Annotated in this window: 17 protein-coding genes; 13 read left to right on the top strand and 4 right to left on the bottom strand. The window is 60.3% G+C overall.

All coding sequences use genetic code 11. The features are described 5' to 3' along the window. Nucleotides 1-244 precede the first annotated feature (244 nt). The 11 genes from ACE3O2_RS10660 to ACE3O2_RS10610 all read left to right on the top strand — a co-directional run bounded on the left by ACE3O2_RS10660 (nt 245) and on the right by ACE3O2_RS10610 (nt 12,924). The gene (locus tag ACE3O2_RS10660) at nt 245-1,381 is read left to right on the top strand and encodes a methyl-accepting chemotaxis protein (protein WP_168878099.1); all 1,137 of its coding nucleotides are present in this window, start codon (nt 245-247) and stop codon (nt 1,379-1,381) included. Between the two features lie 34 nt (nt 1,382-1,415). Then, nucleotides 1,416-1,781, top strand: coding sequence for a response regulator (locus tag ACE3O2_RS10655; RefSeq protein WP_168878028.1), 366 nt, complete (start codon nt 1,416-1,418; stop codon nt 1,779-1,781). Between the two features lie 49 nt (nt 1,782-1,830). Next, nucleotides 1,831-3,978, top strand: a complete 2,148-nt coding sequence (locus tag ACE3O2_RS10650; RefSeq protein WP_374337318.1) for a chemotaxis protein CheW — start codon at nt 1,831-1,833, stop codon at nt 3,976-3,978. Between the two features lie 17 nt (nt 3,979-3,995). Next, nucleotides 3,996-4,481, top strand: coding sequence for a chemotaxis protein CheW (locus ACE3O2_RS10645; RefSeq protein ID WP_374337316.1), 486 nt, complete (start codon nt 3,996-3,998; stop codon nt 4,479-4,481). 21 nt (nt 4,482-4,502) lie between these two features. After that, nucleotides 4,503-7,241 (top strand): methyl-accepting chemotaxis protein, encoded by a 2,739-nt coding sequence (locus tag ACE3O2_RS10640; protein WP_374337314.1) that lies wholly within the window; start codon nt 4,503-4,505, stop codon nt 7,239-7,241. Between the two features lie 74 nt (nt 7,242-7,315). Further along, nucleotides 7,316-8,158, top strand: coding sequence for a CheR family methyltransferase (locus tag ACE3O2_RS10635; protein ID WP_374337312.1), 843 nt, complete (start codon nt 7,316-7,318; stop codon nt 8,156-8,158). After that, nucleotides 8,155-8,766 carry a chemoreceptor glutamine deamidase CheD gene (gene cheD / locus ACE3O2_RS10630; protein WP_374337310.1) on the top strand — a complete coding sequence of 204 codons (612 nt, stop codon included), beginning with the start codon at nt 8,155-8,157 and terminating at the stop codon, nt 8,764-8,766. The genes ACE3O2_RS10635 and cheD overlap by 4 nt, the downstream gene beginning before the upstream one ends. A 19-nt stretch (nt 8,767-8,785) precedes the next feature. Continuing rightward, on the top strand, nt 8,786-9,865 hold the full coding sequence (locus tag ACE3O2_RS10625) for a chemotaxis response regulator protein-glutamate methylesterase (protein ID WP_374337308.1): 1,080 nt from the start codon (nt 8,786-8,788) through the stop codon (nt 9,863-9,865). A gap of 78 nt (nt 9,866-9,943) precedes the next feature. Continuing rightward, on the top strand, nt 9,944-10,252 hold the full coding sequence (locus ACE3O2_RS10620; protein ID WP_240947281.1) for an STAS domain-containing protein: 309 nt from the start codon (nt 9,944-9,946) through the stop codon (nt 10,250-10,252). A 13-nt stretch (nt 10,253-10,265) separates the two neighbouring features. After that, nucleotides 10,266-11,996: a SpoIIE family protein phosphatase gene (locus tag ACE3O2_RS10615; protein ID WP_374337306.1), complete on the top strand. Its 1,731-nt coding sequence runs from the start codon at nt 10,266-10,268 to the stop codon at nt 11,994-11,996. Between the two features lie 13 nt (nt 11,997-12,009). Continuing rightward, on the top strand, nt 12,010-12,924 hold the full coding sequence (locus tag ACE3O2_RS10610) for a diguanylate cyclase domain-containing protein (protein WP_374337304.1): 915 nt from the start codon (nt 12,010-12,012) through the stop codon (nt 12,922-12,924). A 17-nt stretch (nt 12,925-12,941) separates the two neighbouring features. Here the strand turns inward: ACE3O2_RS10610 and ACE3O2_RS10605 are convergent, their stop codons facing one another. Genes ACE3O2_RS10605 through ACE3O2_RS10590 form a run of 4 tightly spaced genes read right to left on the bottom strand, consistent with a single transcriptional unit; the run spans nt 12,942 to nt 15,599 of the window. Further along, a complete protein-coding gene (locus tag ACE3O2_RS10605) occupies nt 12,942-13,535 on the bottom strand; it encodes a BON domain-containing protein (RefSeq protein WP_374337302.1) in 594 nt (197 codons plus the stop codon). Next, entirely contained in the window at nt 13,532-14,125 is a 594-nt protein-coding gene (locus ACE3O2_RS10600; protein WP_374337300.1) for an SIS domain-containing protein, read from the bottom strand. The genes ACE3O2_RS10605 and ACE3O2_RS10600 overlap by 4 nt, the downstream gene beginning before the upstream one ends. Before the next feature lie 59 nt (nt 14,126-14,184). Further along, nucleotides 14,185-14,520 (bottom strand): YraN family protein, encoded by a 336-nt coding sequence (locus ACE3O2_RS10595; RefSeq protein ID WP_374337298.1) that lies wholly within the window; start codon nt 14,518-14,520, stop codon nt 14,185-14,187. Further along, entirely contained in the window at nt 14,517-15,599 is a 1,083-nt protein-coding gene (locus ACE3O2_RS10590; RefSeq protein ID WP_374337296.1) for a penicillin-binding protein activator, read from the bottom strand. The genes ACE3O2_RS10595 and ACE3O2_RS10590 overlap by 4 nt, the downstream gene beginning before the upstream one ends. On the opposite strand from ACE3O2_RS10590, the gene rsmI reads away from it, so the two are divergent. Beyond that, nucleotides 15,598-16,464 (top strand): 16S rRNA (cytidine(1402)-2'-O)-methyltransferase, encoded by an 867-nt coding sequence (gene rsmI / locus ACE3O2_RS10585; protein ID WP_374337294.1) that lies wholly within the window; start codon nt 15,598-15,600, stop codon nt 16,462-16,464. The genes ACE3O2_RS10590 and rsmI overlap by 2 nt on opposite strands. Further along, complete coding sequence (locus ACE3O2_RS10580; protein ID WP_374337292.1) at nt 16,464-17,954, top strand: YifB family Mg chelatase-like AAA ATPase; 1,491 nt, start codon at nt 16,464-16,466, stop codon at nt 17,952-17,954. Before rsmI ends, ACE3O2_RS10580 begins: the two co-directional genes overlap by 1 nt. The last annotated feature ends 9 nt before the right edge of the window (nt 17,955-17,963 follow it).

Genomic DNA, 17,963 nt, shown 5'->3' with positions numbered 1-17,963 from the left:
CGGCTGGCCGAGTATAGCAAGAATGGGGCATGCCTGTCCGAGTTGTGCCTTGACGAAGCGTGAGACGTCAACTATCACCAAACATAAGTGCTGCCGCAGCGGCACGGATAAAGCATGGCCCGCATGGCATATGCCATGACCGAATAATCATGCCTCGAGGTGCAAGGTGGGTGTGCTACAGAAACTGAACAATCGCTGGATACAGGGCAGCCTGCTGGTGCTGCTGCAGGCCGTGTTGTGGCAGATGGGCTGGCTGGACTGGCGTATCGCCCTGCTGCAGTTGCTGATGTGGGTGGGTTTGTTGTGCGTACGGCGCGAAGGTGGTGTGCAGGCTCCGCCACGTGAGCGTCACAGTGGCCACACCACAGTGGCCGAGCAGCAAGTGTTTGAAACCCTGTGCGCGGCGGATAACGAGTTTCTTCACCAGTTTGCCATTTCCGAGTCCGAGATGGTGCGGGTGCGCACCATCCTGGGTGATGCCATCGACACCCTGATCAACAGCTTTACCAGCATTACCCGGCAAGCCGCGTCGCAGCAGCAGATTGCCCAGGCGCTGACCCGGGGTGAAGTGGAAACCGAGCAAGGTCAGTCCATCACCTTTGAGGACTTTGCCAACGATACGTCACGCACCCTGTCGCTGTTTGTGGACAGCACGGTGCGCAACAGCACCATCGGCATGGCGCTGGTAGAAAAAATGGATGACATCGCCAAGCAGGTCAAGCTGGTACTTGGCTTTGTGGGCGACATTGAAGCCATTGCCAAGCAGACCAACTTGCTGGCGCTGAACGCGGCCATTGAAGCCGCACGGGCCGGGGAGGCCGGGCGTGGCTTTGCCGTGGTGGCCGACGAAGTGCGCAACCTTTCCTTGCGCACCAACCAGTTCAGCCAGCAGATTCGCGACAATATTGGCCTGGTCCACTCCTCGGTGACAGATGCCGAAGGCCGTATTGCCGAGCTGGCCGCACAGGACATGAACTTTGCCTTGCAGTCCAAGATGCGGGTGGAGCGCACCATGTCCGCCATTCGTGCGCTCAATGTCAGCATGGGTGAGGCGGTGGATCAACTCTCCGACATTGCCGGCGTGGTCGAGCAGGATACCAACCAGGCCATTCGCTCTCTGCAGTTCCAGGATCTGGTCAACCAGTTGGTGACGCATACCTCACGACGCATGGAAAACATGGCGCGCCTCTGCGAGCAATTGACCAGCATGCAGCAGGAGCTGGCTGCGCAGCCCCAGTTATTGAAACAAGCCGCCTTTCTGCAACGCATTCCGGATATCGCAGAAGAGGTTCGCCAGCAGATTGCGGCATTGCATGCAGATGTGGAATTCAACCCGGTTAGCCAGAACACCATGGACACCGGCGATATAGAGCTGTTCTGACCCCAGCCGACAACACTCAACACCTGGAGCACATATGGCCAAGAACATACTCACCGTGGATGACTCGGCGTCCATCCGGCAGATGGTGGTATACACCCTGAAAACAGCGGGTTATCAGGTACAGGAAGCGGTGGATGGCAATGCCGGGCTGGCGGCAGCCCGCGGCACACCGTTTGACCTGATCCTGACCGATCAGAACATGCCGGGCATGGATGGCCTTACCCTGATCAAGTCCTTGCGCGCGCTGCCGACCTATCGCACCACGCCGATCCTGATGCTGACCACTGAAGCAGGTGACGCCATGAAGCAGCAAGGCCGTGCTGCCGGCGCGACGGGCTGGCTGGTCAAGCCTTTCGATCCGCAAAAGCTGCTGGATGTCGTGAAAAAGGTCATCGGCTAACCTCGGCCCACCGGGTCATCGGCAGACGGAGCGGGTGATGAGCATAGACATGTCGCAGTTTCACCAGGTCTTCTTCGAGGAGGCGGCGGAACACCTGGGAGAGATGGAGTCCTTGCTACTGGCGCTGGATATTCAGCAGCCGGACGATGAGGCTTTGAATGCCATCTTTCGGGCCGCGCACTCGATCAAGGGTGGCGCCGGTACGTTTGGCTTCAATGACCTGACTGAAGTCACCCATATTCTGGAAAACCTGCTCGATCGTATTCGCAAGCATGAGCTCAAGCTGAGCAGCGAAATGGTGGACGTGTTTCTGCAGGCGGGCGATGTGCTGAAGAACTTGCTGGCGGCGCACCAAGGTCAGGGAGAGGCGGATGATGCGGCCAGCCAGCTGATCTGTGACCGACTGACGGCATTGAGCGGGGGGGCAGATGAAGCACAAGAGACCGCAGGCGGCGGGCTGCCAGAAGGCGAGCAACGGCTGCGGCTCACGCTGAAACTGGATGCTGTGCTGGCGGCCGGGCTGGATCTGGACTCATTGCAGGAGCGGCTTGCGGGCTTTGGCAAACTGGGCAGCATGAGTGAGCAAGATGAGGGCGACGGTGGCAAAACGCGCGAATGGGTGTTTACCACCGCTGCGTCCTGCCAGGACCTCTCCGAGATGCTGGGCTTTCTGCTGCCGGAGTTTGCGTTTACGGTAGAAGACTTCAACGCCGGACTGCAGGACGATGCTGATGGCGGGTTTGGTTTCTTCCCCCCGTTGGAGGGGGCCGCTGTCAGCAGTAACGATGTGCTGGAAGAAGATGAAGGCTTTGGCTTGTTTGCGCCACTTCCCTCTGCGCCGGTCGAGGCCTTGGTGCAGGAAGAGAGTGACGGTTTTGGCCTGTTCACGCCGCTGAGTGAAGCCGAGCAGCAGGCGGAAGCGAGTATTGTGCCCGTGGCCGCTGTCGCTGCGCCCGCCAAGGTGCCTGCCGAGAAACCGGCTGCTGCCAAGGCCGCGGCCGCAGGCGCAGTGGCCCAGGAAAGCACCTCGATCCGGGTCGGGGTGGAAAAGGTGGACCAGATCATCAATCTGGTCGGTGAGCTGGTGATTACCCAGGCCATGCTGGCGCAGATCGCCGGTCAGTTTGATCCGGTGCTGCATGAACGCCTGTACAACGGTGTAGCCCTGCTCGAGCGCAATACCCGTGAGCTGCAGGAAGCCGCGATGTCGATCCGCATGATGCCGATCTCCTTTGTCTTCAGCCGCTTCCCGCGCGTGGTGCGCGACGTCGCGGCCAAACTGGGCAAGAAGGTGGATCTGGTCACCATCGGCGAAAACACCGAGATGGACAAGGGCCTGATCGAAAAGCTGGCCGACCCGCTCACGCACCTGGTGCGTAATAGCCTGGATCATGGCATTGAGACCAGTGAAGCCCGGCTGGCCAAAGGCAAGCCGGAGCGCGGTACGCTGACGCTGAAGGCCTTCCATCAGGGTGGCAACATCATGATCCAGGTTTCGGACGATGGCGGCGGGCTCAGCCGGGAGCGCATTCTGGCCAAGGCGCGCAGCAATGGCATGACGGTGAGCGACAGCATGACCGATCAGGAAGTGTGGAGCCTGATCTTTGAGGCAGGTTTTTCCACGGCCGAAGTGGTGACCGATGTCTCCGGGCGGGGGGTCGGCATGGATGTGGTTCGCCGCAATATCCAGGGCATGGGCGGCCGTATCGACATTGAGTCGGCGCGCGACCAGGGCACCACCATGTCCATCCGGCTGCCGCTGACGCTGGCGATTCTGGATGGCATGTCGGTTTCGGTCGGGCCGGAGGTATTTGTGATTCCGCTCACCTTCATCGTGGAATCCTTGCAGCCCAGGATGGAAGACATCAACACCGTGGCCGGGCGCGGGGAGCTGATCCATGTGCGCGGTGAATACCTGCCGCTGGTGTGCCTGCACCGGGTGTTCAACATTGAAGACCATGTGGCGAGCTATGACCGCGGGCTGGTGATCATCCTTGAGGCCGATGGCGGCAAGCTGGCGCTGTTTGTGGATGACCTGCTGGGCCAGCAGCAGGTGGTGATCAAGAGTCTGGAAAGCAATTACCGCAAGGTGGCCGGTATTTCCGGGGCCACCATCATGGGCGATGGGCGGGTGGCGCTGATCATCGACGTGGAAGCCCTGTTCAAACTGAGCCAGCAGCAGCCTGCTGCAGCCTGATGCAAGGAATGGTCCGTATGGAAACAGTCAATCAGCACAATGCGGCCAGTGGTGAATACCTGGTCTTTACCCTCGGGGAGGAGGAGTACGGCATCGACATCCTCAAGGTGCAGGAGATCCGGGGCTACGACACGGTGACCACCATTGCCAACTCCCCGGCCTTCATCAAGGGGGTGATCAACCTGCGCGGCACCATCGTGCCGGTGGTGGATTTGCGCATCAAATTTCAGGTGGGTACCGCCACCTACAACCAGTTCACGGTGGTGATCATCCTCAATGTGGCGCACAGGGTGGTGGGCATCGTGGTGGACGGGGTATCCGATGTGATCACCCTGATGAGTGAACAGATCCGTCCTGCACCCGAATTCGGTGCCACCTTGAAGACGGACTATATCCAGGGATTGGGGACGGTGGATGAACGCATGATCATCCTCGCCGATATCGAAAAACTGATGACCAGCAGCGAAATGGAGTTGATGGACCACTCCATGCAGCCCGCCTGAACTTCTGCAGGGAGATACCAAGTGAACCTGAATGCACTGTCTGTTCGTAACAAACTGCTCGGCGGCTTCGGCATCCTGTTGCTGCTTCTGGTGCTGTCCGCCCTGCTGACCCGAAACCAGGTGATCAGCATGCAGGAGAATATGGTGGAAATGAGCCGCAAGCATTTCCCCCGATCTGTGCTGGCCAATGATGTCATTGATGCCATCAACAGCATTGCCCGATCCATCCGCACCACGCAGCTGGCGGATGACAAGGCCCTGGTGGATGAACAGCGCAAGAAGATCAATGACGCCCGCAGTATCATTGTGGACCGGCTCAAACAGCTGGAGTCTGCGGAGATGGAGCCGGAAGAGCGCGCCCTGCTTGACAAGGTGAAGTCCACTCGAGACGGATTTGTAGCGGATACCAACGAGTTCCTGCGCTTGTTTGACAGTGGCGACCATGTGGCCTCCAAGGCATACCTGCTGACCAAAACCCGTGATTCGCAGAGTGCCTACCTCGAGGCCATTTCTGCCTTGATCAACTTTGAAACCAGTCAGGTGCAGGAGCATGCTACGCTGCTCGAGGCCGAAGGCAACGCCACCATCAAGATGGTCTTGCTGATCGGCGTGACGGCGGTGGTCATCGGCGTGCTGCTGGCATTCTGGATTACCCGCAGCATTCTCGGCAGCCTGGGCGGGGAGCTGAGTGTGGCGCTGGCCGCGGTCAAGCGTACGGCGGCGGGCGATTTGCAGACCGCGATTCCGGTGAAGTCGGGTGACAGCAGCAGCCTGCTGGCCAACATGCAGCAAATGCAGCAGACCCTGCGCGCGGCGGCTGAAGCCGCGGTGGCCAATGCCCGCATCAAGAGTGCACTGGATGGGGTATCCGGCAACGTGATGATTGCGGACAACGACCGCAAGATCATCTACATGAACCGCGCGGTGCTGGACATGCTGCGTGCGGCTGAAGCCGATATCCGCAAGGACCTGCCACAATTCAGCACTGCCAATCTGCAAGGCGCGCTGATCGACACCTTCCACAAGAACCCGGCACACCAGATGAGTCTGCTGGCCAACCTGACTTCTACCTACAAGTCACGCATCAAGGTGGGGGGACGTACCTTTGACCTGATTGCCAACCCGGTGAAAGATGAACAAGGCAGCCGTCTGGGCAGTGTGGTGGAGTGGGCGGATGTGACCGAGCAGCTGGTTGCCCGTGAGCGTGAATTGCAGGTGGCCGGTGAGAACGCCCGCATCAAGAGCGCGCTGGATGGGGTGTCCAGCAATGTGATGATTGCGGACAACGACCGCAAGATCATTTATATGAATCGCGCCGTACAAGACATGCTGCGTGCTGCAGAGTCGGATATCCGCAAAGACCTGCCACAGTTCAGCTCCGCCAATCTGCAAGGGACGCTGATCGACACCTTCCACAAGAACCCGGCCCACCAGATGAATATGTTGGCTAACCTGAAGGCCACTTACCGCACCAAGATCCAGGTAGGGGGCCGCCACTTCGCCTTGATTGCCAACCCGGTGTTTGGCGAAGCCGGCGAGCGGCTGGGCAGTGTGGTGGAGTGGAGTGACATCACTCAGGAAGTGGCGGTGGAGCAGGAAGTGGACAGCATCATCCAGGCTACTGGCCGGGGTGACTTCAGCCAGCGTATCGAGATGCAAGGCAAGGCAGGATTCTTCAAGACCCTGGGCGACGGCGTCAACCGGCTGATGGAAACCAGCGAACGTGGTCTGAGTGATATTGGCCGGGTATTCAGCGCGCTGGCGCAAGGGGATCTGACCGTCAAGGTGGTGAATGACTACGAAGGGGCTTTCGGTCAGCTGAAGGAAGACAGCACCACCACCATCGACCGCCTGACCGAGATTGTGCTGCAGATCAAGGAGGCCACCGATACCATCAACACGGCATCGCGGGAAATTGCTTCCGGCAACCAGAACCTCAGTCAGCGTACCGAAGAGCAAGCGGCCAGCCTGGAAGAAACTGCGTCCAGCATGGAAGAGCTGACCAGTACGGTGAAGCAGAATGCCGAAAATGCACGTCAGGCCAATCAGCTGGCGCGTGGGGCATCCGATATTGCGGTGAAGGGTGGGGAAGTGGTCAGTGAAGTGGTGACCACCATGCAGGCGATCAGTGGCTCGGCCCGCAAGATCGAAGACATCATCAGCGTGATCGACGGCATTGCCTTCCAGACCAATATCCTGGCCCTGAATGCTGCGGTGGAAGCGGCGCGTGCCGGTGAGCAAGGACGGGGCTTTGCGGTGGTGGCCAGCGAGGTGCGCAACCTGGCGCAACGCTCTGCCGGTGCCGCCAAGGAAATCAAAGCCTTGATCAATGACTCGGTCGAGAAAGTGGACAGTGGCTCCAAGCTGGTGGATGAGGCGGGGCATACCATGGAAGAGATCGTCACCGCTGTGAAGCGGGTCACCGATATCATGAGTGAGATCTCTGCTGCCAGCACCGAGCAAAGCGCGGGCATCGAGCAGGTCAATACCACCATCACCCAGATGGATGACATGACGCAGCAGAATGCGGCACTGGTTGAGCAAGCGGCGGCGGCGGCAGAGAGTCTGCAGGAGCAGGCGCAGGGTTTGACCATCGCAGTCTCGGTGTTCAAACTGGGTGGCAGCAGCTCGCGTGCACTGGCCGCGCCGGCACCTACGGCGATGGCGACAGCGCGCGCTGCCAGCCCGGCGCGGGGGGGCGGCAGGCCAGCGTCCCTGCCCAAGCCTGTTTCGGATGATGGGGACTGGGAGGAGTTCTGAGTGGCCTCAATGAGCGTCTCCCGGTGTAAGGGCAGACTTGGGCCGGGAGCCCTCCCTACTATCTGGATGAGATCATGTTGAGCGAAGACAAAAGCCGGGAATTCCACTTCACCGACCAGGATTTTGAGCTGGTGCGTCAGGTGATTTACAAGAAGGCAGGCATCTCGCTGGCAGACAGCAAGAAGCAAATGGTTTACAGCCGACTGGCCCGCCGGCTGCGGGCACAGGGTTTGACCAGCTTTCAGGCCTATCTCGAGCAGTTGCAACGTAACCCGAACTCGCCGGAATGGGAGGAGTTCACCAATGCGCTGACCACCAATCTGACCTCGTTCTTTCGTGAGGCTCATCACTTTGACCTGCTGAAGGAGCAGCTGAGCAAGACCGCCAAAGATGGGCATCAGGTCAACATCTGGTGTAACGCAGCCAGTACCGGCGAGGAGCCCTATACGCTGGCGATGACCCTGATGGAACATTTTCAGAGTCTGACCCCGAATGCCCGTATTCTGGCCAGTGATCTGGATACCCAGGTATTGAACAAGGGACGGACGGGCGTCTATGCGCAGGAGAAACTGGAGAAACTGTCTGCAGACCGGATGCGCCGGTTTTTTCTCCGGGGCAGCGGTGCTCATGTCGGTGAAGCTCGGGTGCGGCCGGAGTTGCAGGCGCTGATCACGTTCCGCCAGCTCAATTTGCTGGACGCCAGCTGGCCGATTCGTGGGCCATTTGATGCCATCTTTTGCCGTAATGTCATGATCTACTTTGACAAGCCGACCCAGCGGCGCATTCTGGAGAAGTTTGTGCCATTGCTGCGCAAGGATGGGCTGCTGTACGTTGGCCATTCAGAACATCTGGGGCATGTGTCCGATCTGTTTGTGCCGCGAGGCAAGACGGTGTATGGCCTGAAAGGCGAGGTATGAGTGCTCGCCTGGAAGAGGAGGTCATTGCCCCCACTTTGTACTTCGACAAGCATTTTGACATCGAAGCCGCCAAGATCCTTCCGGGCGAATACTATGTAACCACGCGTGACATGATGATTGTGACCGTGCTGGGCTCCTGTGTGTCTGCCTGCATCCGTGACCGGGTGTCCGGCATTGGCGGCATGAACCATTTCATGCTGCCCGACGGGCAGGGTGACGGCGACTCTCCACTGTCACAATCGGCCCGTTATGGGGCTTATGCCATGGAGGTGCTGATCAATCAGCTGTTGAAGAATGGCGCACGGCGCCAGAATCTGGAAGCCAAGGTGTTTGGCGGCGGCAATGTGCTGCGTGGCTTTACCGTAGCGAATGTGGGGCAGCGCAATGCCAGTTTCGTGCGGCGCTTCCTGTCCATCGAGAATATCCCCGTCTTGTGTGAAGACCTGCTGGACATTTATCCGCGCAAGGTATACTTCTTTGCCCGTACGGGCCGGGTGCTGGTCAAGAAACTGAAGACGGTACACAACAATACCATTGTCCAGCGCGAACGCGACTACAGCACGCGCATCAATTACGGCAGTGCCGAAGGTCAGGTCGAGCTGTTCTGACACAGAAGGGGCGGGGTGCATGGCAAACCCGATCAAGGTGGTAGTGGTGGATGATTCGGCGCTGATTCGCAATCTGCTCAGCGAGATCATCAACCGCAATCGTGACATGCGTGTGGTGGGGGTAGCACAAGACCCGATCGTGGCGCGGGAGGTGATCCGCAATACCAATCCGGATGTGATTACGCTGGATATCGAAATGCCACGCATGGATGGGCTCGACTTCCTGGAGAAACTGATGCGACTACGGCCCACACCGGTGCTGATGATTTCGACGCTGACCGAGCGCAGCTCGGAGGCTGCCATGCGCGCGATGGAGCTAGGCGCGGTGGACTACATTGCCAAGCCCAAGCTGGATATTGAGCGCGGCATTCAGGGTTACGCCGATGAGATCAGCGACAAGATTCGTGCTGCAGCCGGTGCGCGGGTGCGTGCCCGCAAGCAGGAGATCGCCCCCAGATTGAGTGCGGATAGCATCTTGCCGAGCGCGCGGCCGAAAATCCTGTCGACTGAAAAGCTGATCATTGTGGGGGCGTCTACCGGCGGCACGGAGGCTCTCCGAGACTTTCTGGTCCCTTTTCCGCCGGATAGCCCGGCCATCCTGATCACGCAGCATATGCCGGAAATGTTTACCAAGTCGTTTGCCAACCGGCTGGATGGGTTGTGCAAGATCAAGGTTACCGAGGCGGTTCACGGCGAGCGGGTGATGCCAGGGCATGCCTATATTGCACCGGGGCATTCGCACATGCTGCTGGCCCGCAGTGGGGCCAATTATGTGATCGAGTTGAATCAGGGCCCGCCGGTCAACCGCCATCGCCCCAGCGTGGATGTGTTGTTCCGTTCAGCGGCCAATGTGGCGGGCGCCAATGCGGTGGGGGTGATCCTCACCGGCATGGGCAAGGACGGTGCATTGGGCATGCTGGAGATGAAGCAGGGCGGGGCGTACAACTTTGCGCAGGATGAAGCGAGCTGTGTGGTATTCGGCATGCCCAAGGAAGCCATCGCGCAAGGCGGGGTGGACGAGATCGTGCCGCTCAACAAGATGGCAGAACGCGTGATGGCGTGGCTGGCGCGATTTGGTCGGCAAACCAACCGGGTGTAGACCATAATGTAATCAGGGCAGATGCACGGGCGGGTTACCGGCAGGTAACCTGAAGCGACAGGTTGATAGCAGGAGAGCATGATGCAGGCAAGTTATACCGTAAATGGGGCCGTGGCGACGGTGACGCTGGCTGGGCGGTTTGATTTCAATGCCCACCGTGAGTTTCGTGATGCCATCGACCGGGCGTTGGCAGAGTCTGCGGTGCGACAACTGGTGCTGGATTTTCGTGCGGTAGATTACATCGACAGCTCGGCACTCGGCATGCTGATGCTGTTGAAGGAAAAAGCCGACAATAACCACAAGCAGGTGACGCTTAGCCATTGCACCGGCTCTGCCAGACAGGTACTGGAAATTGCCAATTTCAGCAAACTGTTTGTCATGGACTGAGGGCTGACAGCCGGTGGATACCCCGCAAACGCAAGGCATGATCCTGATGGTCGTCGACGACGACCGCATGATTCGCATGTTGTTGAGACGTTTTGCGGAGTCGCTGGGGCACCAGGTGCTGGAGGCGGGGAGTGGCGATGAGGCGCTGCAGATCGCCGAGCAGCAGACACCGGATATTGTCTTGATGGACATGGTGATGCCTGGCATGGATGGCATCACGACAGCCCGTGAGCTGAAAACCCGTGTGGGCGAACGCTGGGTTCCCGTAATTTTCCTGACGGCACTGGATAACGACGCCGACCTGGTGGCCGCCTTGTCCCAGGGGGGTGATGATTACCTGACCAAGCCGGTCAATTTTCCTATTCTGCGTGCCAAGATCAGCGCTTTTGAACGCAGTGTCATGCTGTACAAGCGGGTTCGGGAGCAGGCCATCGAGCTCAGCCGCTACCAGGATCGCGTGATCGAAGAGCAGCGGGTGGCGCAGCACTTGATGGAGCGCATCGTCAACAGCGCCAAGCTGGATGATCCGATGCTGGATTCCTGGATCTCTCCTGCCGAGTTTCTCTCTGGAGACTTGCTCGCAGCAGCACGCACACCGGGTGATGTGCTGTATGTGATGCTGGCCGACGGGGTGGGGCATGGTTTGACGGCCGCGCTGAATGTGCTGCCGGTGACGCAGCCTTTCTACACCATGACCGAGAAGGGCTTCTCCATTGCCGAGATTGCGCGCGAGATCAACAGCAAGGTCAGGCAGATTCTGCCGCGCGACCGCTTCATCTCGGCGGCGCTGGTGTCCGTGGACATGCTGACCAACCGGCTGGAAGTCTGGAATGGAGGCATTCCCAAGCTGCACCTGCTCAATGCACAAGGTGAGGTGGTGTTGCTGTTTCCGTCGCGGCATCTGCCCCTCGGCATCCTGCCGGAAATGCAGTTTGACTCCAAGACGGAATCCTTTGCGCTGCAAGAGCCGCTACGGCTGGTGATGTGCTCGGATGGTCTGGTTGAGGCGGAAGACCACGACAAGGCCCCCTTTGGTTATCCACGGCTGCTGCAAGCCGTGCAGCAGGCCCCACAAGGGGGTGAGGTCGAACAGGTTCGCCAGTCCGTGGTCGACCATCTGGCCGGCGAGCCGCACCATGATGATATTTCCCTGGTCATTGTCCGCTGTGATCAGGAGCTGGCCGACCGCATCAGCGCGGGTCAGCGCGAGCATGATGATGTGTCCGGCAGTGTGCAAAGTGGTTGGCGCATGGCGCTGACGCTGGGGCCGGAGGAACTGAAGTATGTGAATACGGTGCCGCTGTTGATCCATGTGCTGGATCAGGTGCGCATTACGCGGCGGCAGCGTTCTGAAGTATTCCTGATCCTGACGGAACTGTTCGCCAATGCCCTTGATCATGGCATTTTGCTGCTGGACTCTTCACTCAAAGAGTCACCAGATGGCATGGACGAGTACTTCATGCTGCGCAGCGAACGGCTCACGGCCCTGACCCAAGGTGAAATCACCATCGAGCTGGCCATCTTGCAAGATGAGGCGGAGCCTGTCTTGCAGATCATGGTGACGGACAGCGGACGGGGCTTTGATCACCAGGGTAAACTGCAGCAGACCAATACGCTGCATGCAGTGCGGCCATCCGGCAAGGGTATTGCCCTGGTACGCAATCTGTGCCGAGATCTGAACTACAATACAGCTGGCAACAGGGTAACCGTCTCTTATCCGCTCAAGCACCGTCCACGGCTGTAAGGTACAATAAACCATGCCGCCCGAACCAGATATGCAGGAATGCCGGATACTGATCATTGATGACAGTGTCACCATGCAGCGTCTGCTCGGCAGCCTGCTGAAAGAGTGTGGTCAGATAGTGTGTGCCATTTCAGGTGCTCAGGGAATTGATCTGGCACGCACCCTTCGCCCACAGTTGGTCCTGCTGGATGTCGAGATGCCGGGGATGAATGGCTATGAGGTGTGTGCTGCCCTCAAGGCTGATGAGGTCACCCGTGACAGCGCCATCATTTTTGTCACCGCTACCAACAGCATGGAGAGCGAAGTGGCTGCCTTGGAGGCGGGTGCAGTGGACTTCATCACCAAGCCGATTAATCCTCCCACCGCTCTGGCCCGAGTCCGAACCCACATCAAATTGCAGCAGCATGCTTTGGCCATGCAGTATCTGGCACAGCGGGATGGCCTGACTGGCATTTTCAATCGCCGCTTCTTTGATGCGCAACTGGAGCTAGAGATTGCACGTCACCGCAGGCAGGGTTTGCCGCTCGGTCTGGCGCTGATCGACATTGACCATTTCAAGCTGTACAACGATCACTACGGACATCAGCTCGGCGATAGCTGCCTGCAAGCGGTGGCGAATTGTCTGGCCAACAGCACTCGTCGTCCGGGTGAGGTGATGGCGCGTTATGGCGGAGAGGAGTTTGTCGCCCTCTTGCCGTATTGTTCGGCGGAAGACGTGCTGAAGTATGGCACCCATCTGTGCGCGCAGGTACAGCAACTGCAGTTGCCGCATGCCGCGTCCACCGTGTGCGGTGAGGTGACCATCAGTGTGGGCGTGGCGTCGGTGTTGCCAGATGCGACGATGCTGGCGGCCGAGTTGGTGGGCAAAGCGGATGCGGCCTTGTATCGGGCCAAATCAGCAGGGCGCAATCAGGCGGTGCTCGCCTGATTGCGCTCGTCAATCCCTCAGTCCAGGTATTCAAAGAACCCGGTTACCACGCGTTTTACGCCAGATGTGGTGCGCGCCACTTCTACCGCATCCGCGCCTTCCTGTCGTTTGACCAGCCCCATCAGGAATACAACGCCATCTTCGGTGAACACTTTGACGTGATTGCTGTTGACCTTGCCAGAGTCCAGCAGACGCGCTTTCACCTTGGAGGTGATGAAGCCATCATTGCTGCGGCTGCCCAGGCTGCTGGTCGGGCCCACCACCATCTCATTGAATACGGTCCGAACATTCGGTACCGTCTTGACGATGCGTTCGATGTCCTGCTTGGTCTTGGCGTCCGGCACTTCACCGGTGATCAGGGCTTGCCTGTTGAAGCTGACCACGTTGATATGCACATTGCTGCCACTGAACTTCTCGCCGACCCGGTTTTCGGCCTTCAATTCGATGCCCTGGTCTTCCAGCTGGGTGGCCGTGGTGCGGCGATCATCCGCAGACGATGCCCCCAATACCACACCAGCGCCTACCACCACCGGGCAGCCGCTCAACATCGGCACCAATGCCGTGACCAGCAGCAGGCTGGCCAAGGTACGACGGGAAAACGTATGTTTCATGCTTCCACTCCTAGCAGCAGACAATCCAGTGCGTCGCATAGGCAATGCAACGCCAGTAAATACAGTTCATGCACCCGGGCCGGGTCGGTACAATGTACCTCCAGCAAAACATCCTGTTCCTGCAGTTGTGCGGCCAGCGCCGCACCCGCCGGGCCGACCAGTGCAATCACCATCAGCCCGCGCTCATGTGCTGCGGCAATGGCCCGCAGCAAACTGGGGCCGGGCTGATCGCTGCACAGCAACAGCAAGGCGTCCTGCTGGTGACCCAGCACTTCAATCTGCCGGGCAAACACCGTGTCCAGGCTGTCGGTCGCTTGCAGGGCGGCCAGCAAGCTGGCATCCCCAGACAGGTGCAGGGCAGCCAGACCCGGGCGTGCCAGCTGCAGGCGTGTCAGCAGACGGCTGGCGGCATAGCTGGCCAAGGCCTGGCAATGCGCATCGGCACACAGCAGGATCTTGCCATCCTGCAGCAGGCTCTCCACCAGTTTTTCTGCCGCCAGCGCCAGCGGGGTGGCCAGCTCTTCACCATACTGCAGGATCTGCGTGGCGCTGTCGGCGCAGTGTTGGTTGATACGGGCAATCAGATCCATGACATCCGCAATATGGGTAAGGGTTGGTCTGGCATAAAAAGTTCCGGCGGGCCGGTGTGTCACTGGCCGTGGATGGCATCCTTCAGCCAATGCCATTCAGTACCTTCCCGCGCCAGCACATCAAAGCGGCAAGCGGGTAGCTGTGGCAAGCCGGCCAGATAGTGCTGGGCGGTCAGCCATAATTTCTGCTGCTTGCGAGGGTCCACGCTGGCAGCAGCCCCTCCAAACCGGCTGCTGCTGCGGGCGCGTACTTCTACAAACACCAGCGTATGGCCATCGCGCATGATCAGGTCAATCTCGCCATGGCGGCAACGGTAATTGCGTGCCACCAGCTGCAAGCCTTGCTTCTGCAGCCAGTGTGCAGCCGCTGCTTCGGCTTGGCTGCCGTCAATCACGGCTGCAGCCGGACTTCATCATTCTGTATTTCGGCGCCGGTCAGCTCGCGCTGGAACTGACCGTCCGGCAGCAAGACCAGACGCCCGCTCACGCCGTCCAGCTCCAATGGCTGTTGGCTTTGGTGGGTCAGCATCTTTTCGGCCAGCCGCCAGGCATCAATGCCCAGCGCATACAGGCGTTCGTTGCTCAGTGACAACGGTACCGGGCTACGGCTGTAGATCATCACCGCCGGATGATCCAGCTGCAACAGCCACGGCATATCGTAGAAACGCAGGTTACGCAGGTCAAAGTTGGCGGGCGACTTGATCTGGCCGGTATAGGCTTGCGAAGTGGCGTACACGGCCACATCCGGTGGCAGATAGGGGCGAATGGTACGGGCGCGGGTGGCGTCGGTTGCCAGGAAAAACACATCGCACTGGCACTGGGCCAGCATCGGTTTGAGCGACGGGTAGTTGGGCTTGACCGTGGGGACATTGACCTGACTCACCATCGTGCCACCCAGCTTCTCCCATTCCGCCACAAACGCCTGTTGCATGCGCTGGTCTACGGCCGAATCCAGGGCCAGCGTGGTGGCGCGCTTCAGGCCAGCCTGCCAGGCTTTGCGTGCGACCAGACGGGCTTCAGCGGCCCCAGACAGGTTGAGCAGATACAGTTTTTCCGGAGCGGGCTGCTCGCTGCTCAGGGTGTTCAAGCCCAAGGTCGGGACGCTGATGGCCTGACGATCCACCAGTGTTTTCAAGGCAGGGATGGTCAAGGGGCCTACCACCACGCGGGCGCCACTACGTACGGCGAGCTGGTAGGTATCCACCACCTCGGCACCTTCGTCCGCCATCGGGTACACCACATACGGCAGCGCGTTGCTGCTGGCGCGCTCGAAGCCTGCCATGAAGCCGGATTTGATGGCGTCGGCTGACGGCCCCAGCGCCTTGGACTGCAAGGGCAGCAGCAAGGCGATGTGTGGCGTCTGCGGGGTGGCCGCAGGCACACTGGCCGGATTCTCCTCGGCCTGACTGGCGAGGGACAGGCCGAGGCCGTATAGTAAGGCGACAGCAACACGAAACAAGGCAGAAAGGCGCATGGCGCAACCTGATAACAGAACAGTCGGCACATTATATGTGGTCGCTACCCCGATTGGAAATTTGCAAGACCTGACCGTTCGCGCGCGCGATGTGCTGAGCCGGGTGACCTTGCTGGCCGCCGAGGATACCCGGGTGAGCAGCGGTTTGATGCGCCATATCGGTGCGCAGCCCCGCATGTTGGCGGTGCATGAGCACAACGAACGTGCGGCGGCGGAAAAGCTGTTGCAGCATCTGCAGGCTGGGGAGGATGTGGCACTGGTGTCGGATGCCGGCACGCCGGGTATTTCCGACCCCGGTGCACGGGTGGTGGCCGCCATGCATCAGGCAGGGGTTCGGGTTGAACCCTTGCCGGGACCCTCCGCCGTTGTGACCGCCCTCTCGGCCAGCGGCTTTGAGCGTACCGCCTTCCGCTTTATCGGTTTCCTGCCCCCCAAACACAACGCTCGGCTGGAGGCGATCCGCGCACTCAGCGATGTGACGGAGTTGCTGGTGTTATATGAGGCACCACACCGTATCCTGGATTGCATGCAGGACCTGCTGACCGGGCTGGGTGCGTCGCGAGAAGCGGTGGTGTGCCGTGAGTTGAGCAAGACGTTTGAAACCATCCGCCGTGGCACGCTCGGTGAGCTGCTGCCCTGGATGCAGGCGGACCCCAACCAGCAGCGCGGCGAATTTGTCATCGTGCTGGATGGCGCGCCGGAGCGGGTCAGCGAGGGGCTGGAAGAGGAGCCGGAGCGGGTGTTGCAGATTCTGCTGGCCGAGCTGCCGGTTAAACAGGCGGTGGCACTGGCCACCCGCATCAGCGGTGCGCCGCGTAACCTGCTGTACAGCCGCGCGCTGGAACTCAAGGCACAGGAGGACTAATGGCGCTGGCGGTGCTGTACAGCCGGGCGCTGGCGGGCTTGCACGCGCCGCTGGTGACGGTAGAGGTACATCTGGCCAATGGCCTGCCCTCGTTCACCCTGGTGGGTTTGCCGGAGGCCGAGGTCAAGGAAAGCCGCGACCGGGTGCGGGCTGCGCTGCAGACCGCCGGGTTTGAATTGCCGGCACGGCGTATCACCGTCAACCTGGCGCCGGCAGATTTGCCCAAAGAATCGGGCCGTTTCGACCTGCCGATTGCGCTCGGTATCCTGCTGGCCAGTGGTCAGCTGCAGGCAGATGGGGTGGAGCACTACGAGTTTGCCGGTGAACTGGCCCTGACCGGTCAGCTCCGCCCGATTCGAGGCGCGTTGGCCATGGCACTGGCCACCCAGACGGCCGGACGGCAATTCATCCTGCCGCGCGACAACGCCGATGAGGCCGCGCTGGTACGCGAGGCACAGATTCTGCCCGCCGACACGCTGCTGGCAGTGTGCGCCCACCTGAATGGCCGTGAGCGGTTGCCGGGCTGGCAGGGGCAAGCGCAAGGTGTCGCGCGACACTATCCGGACCTGCGCGACATCAAAGGCCAGGCCCAGGCCAAGCGGGCGCTGGAAGTGGCGGCGGCAGGGCAGCACTCCTTGCTGCTGTTTGGCCCGCCAGGAACCGGGAAGTCCATGCTGGCCCAACGGCTGCCCGGCCTGTTGCCGCCGATGAACGAGCAGGAAGCACTGGAAGCCGCCATGGTGCAGTCGCTGGGTTCCGGCGGCTGGCAAGCCAAACACTGGGGGCAGCGGCCCTACCGTGACCCGCATCACAGTGCCAGCAGTGTCGCGCTGGTTGGGGGTGGCAGTTCACCGCGCCCCGGTGAGATCAGCTTGGCCCATCACGGCATCCTGTTTCTGGACGAGTTGCCCGAGTTTGACCGCAAGGTACTGGAGGTCTTGCGCGAGCCGCTGGAGGCCGGGCGCATCACCATTTCACGTGCGGCGCAGCAAGCCGATTTCCCGGCGCGTTTTCAGCTGGTGGCCGCCATGAACCCTTGCCCCTGTGGTTACCATGGTCATCCGTCCGGGCGCTGCCGCTGCACGCCGGATCAGGTGCAACGCTATCGCGGGCGCTTGTCCGGCCCGCTGCTTGACCGCATTGACCTGACGCTGGAAGTGCCCAGCGTGCCGCCAGAGCAACTGGCGGCCATGCCGGATGGCGAATCCAGCGAGGCGGTGCAGCAGCGGGTGGCGCAGGCGCATGCTCGGCAGCAGCAGCGACAAGGCATGCCCAACGCCCGCCTCGGTAGCCGTGAGCTGGAACAGTTCTGCGTACTGGACCCGACTGCACAGAACATGCTGACCCAGGCCAGCCAGCGACTGAACCTGTCGGCCCGTGCCTACCATCGCATTTTGCGGGTAGCCCGCACCGTGGCCGATCTGGCGGGGCGGGACGCCTTGCAGGCCACCGATGTGGCGGAAGCCATCCAGTACCGGCGAGGTTTGTAACCTCGCTCA

Origin of the sequence: Leeia sp. (assembly GCF_041909055.1) — a bacterium.
Lineage (GTDB): Bacteria > Pseudomonadota > Gammaproteobacteria > Burkholderiales > Leeiaceae > Leeia > Leeia aquatica.
The sequence above is the reverse complement of the archived record's forward strand: the minus strand, read 5'-3'. Positions and strand labels throughout refer to the sequence as shown.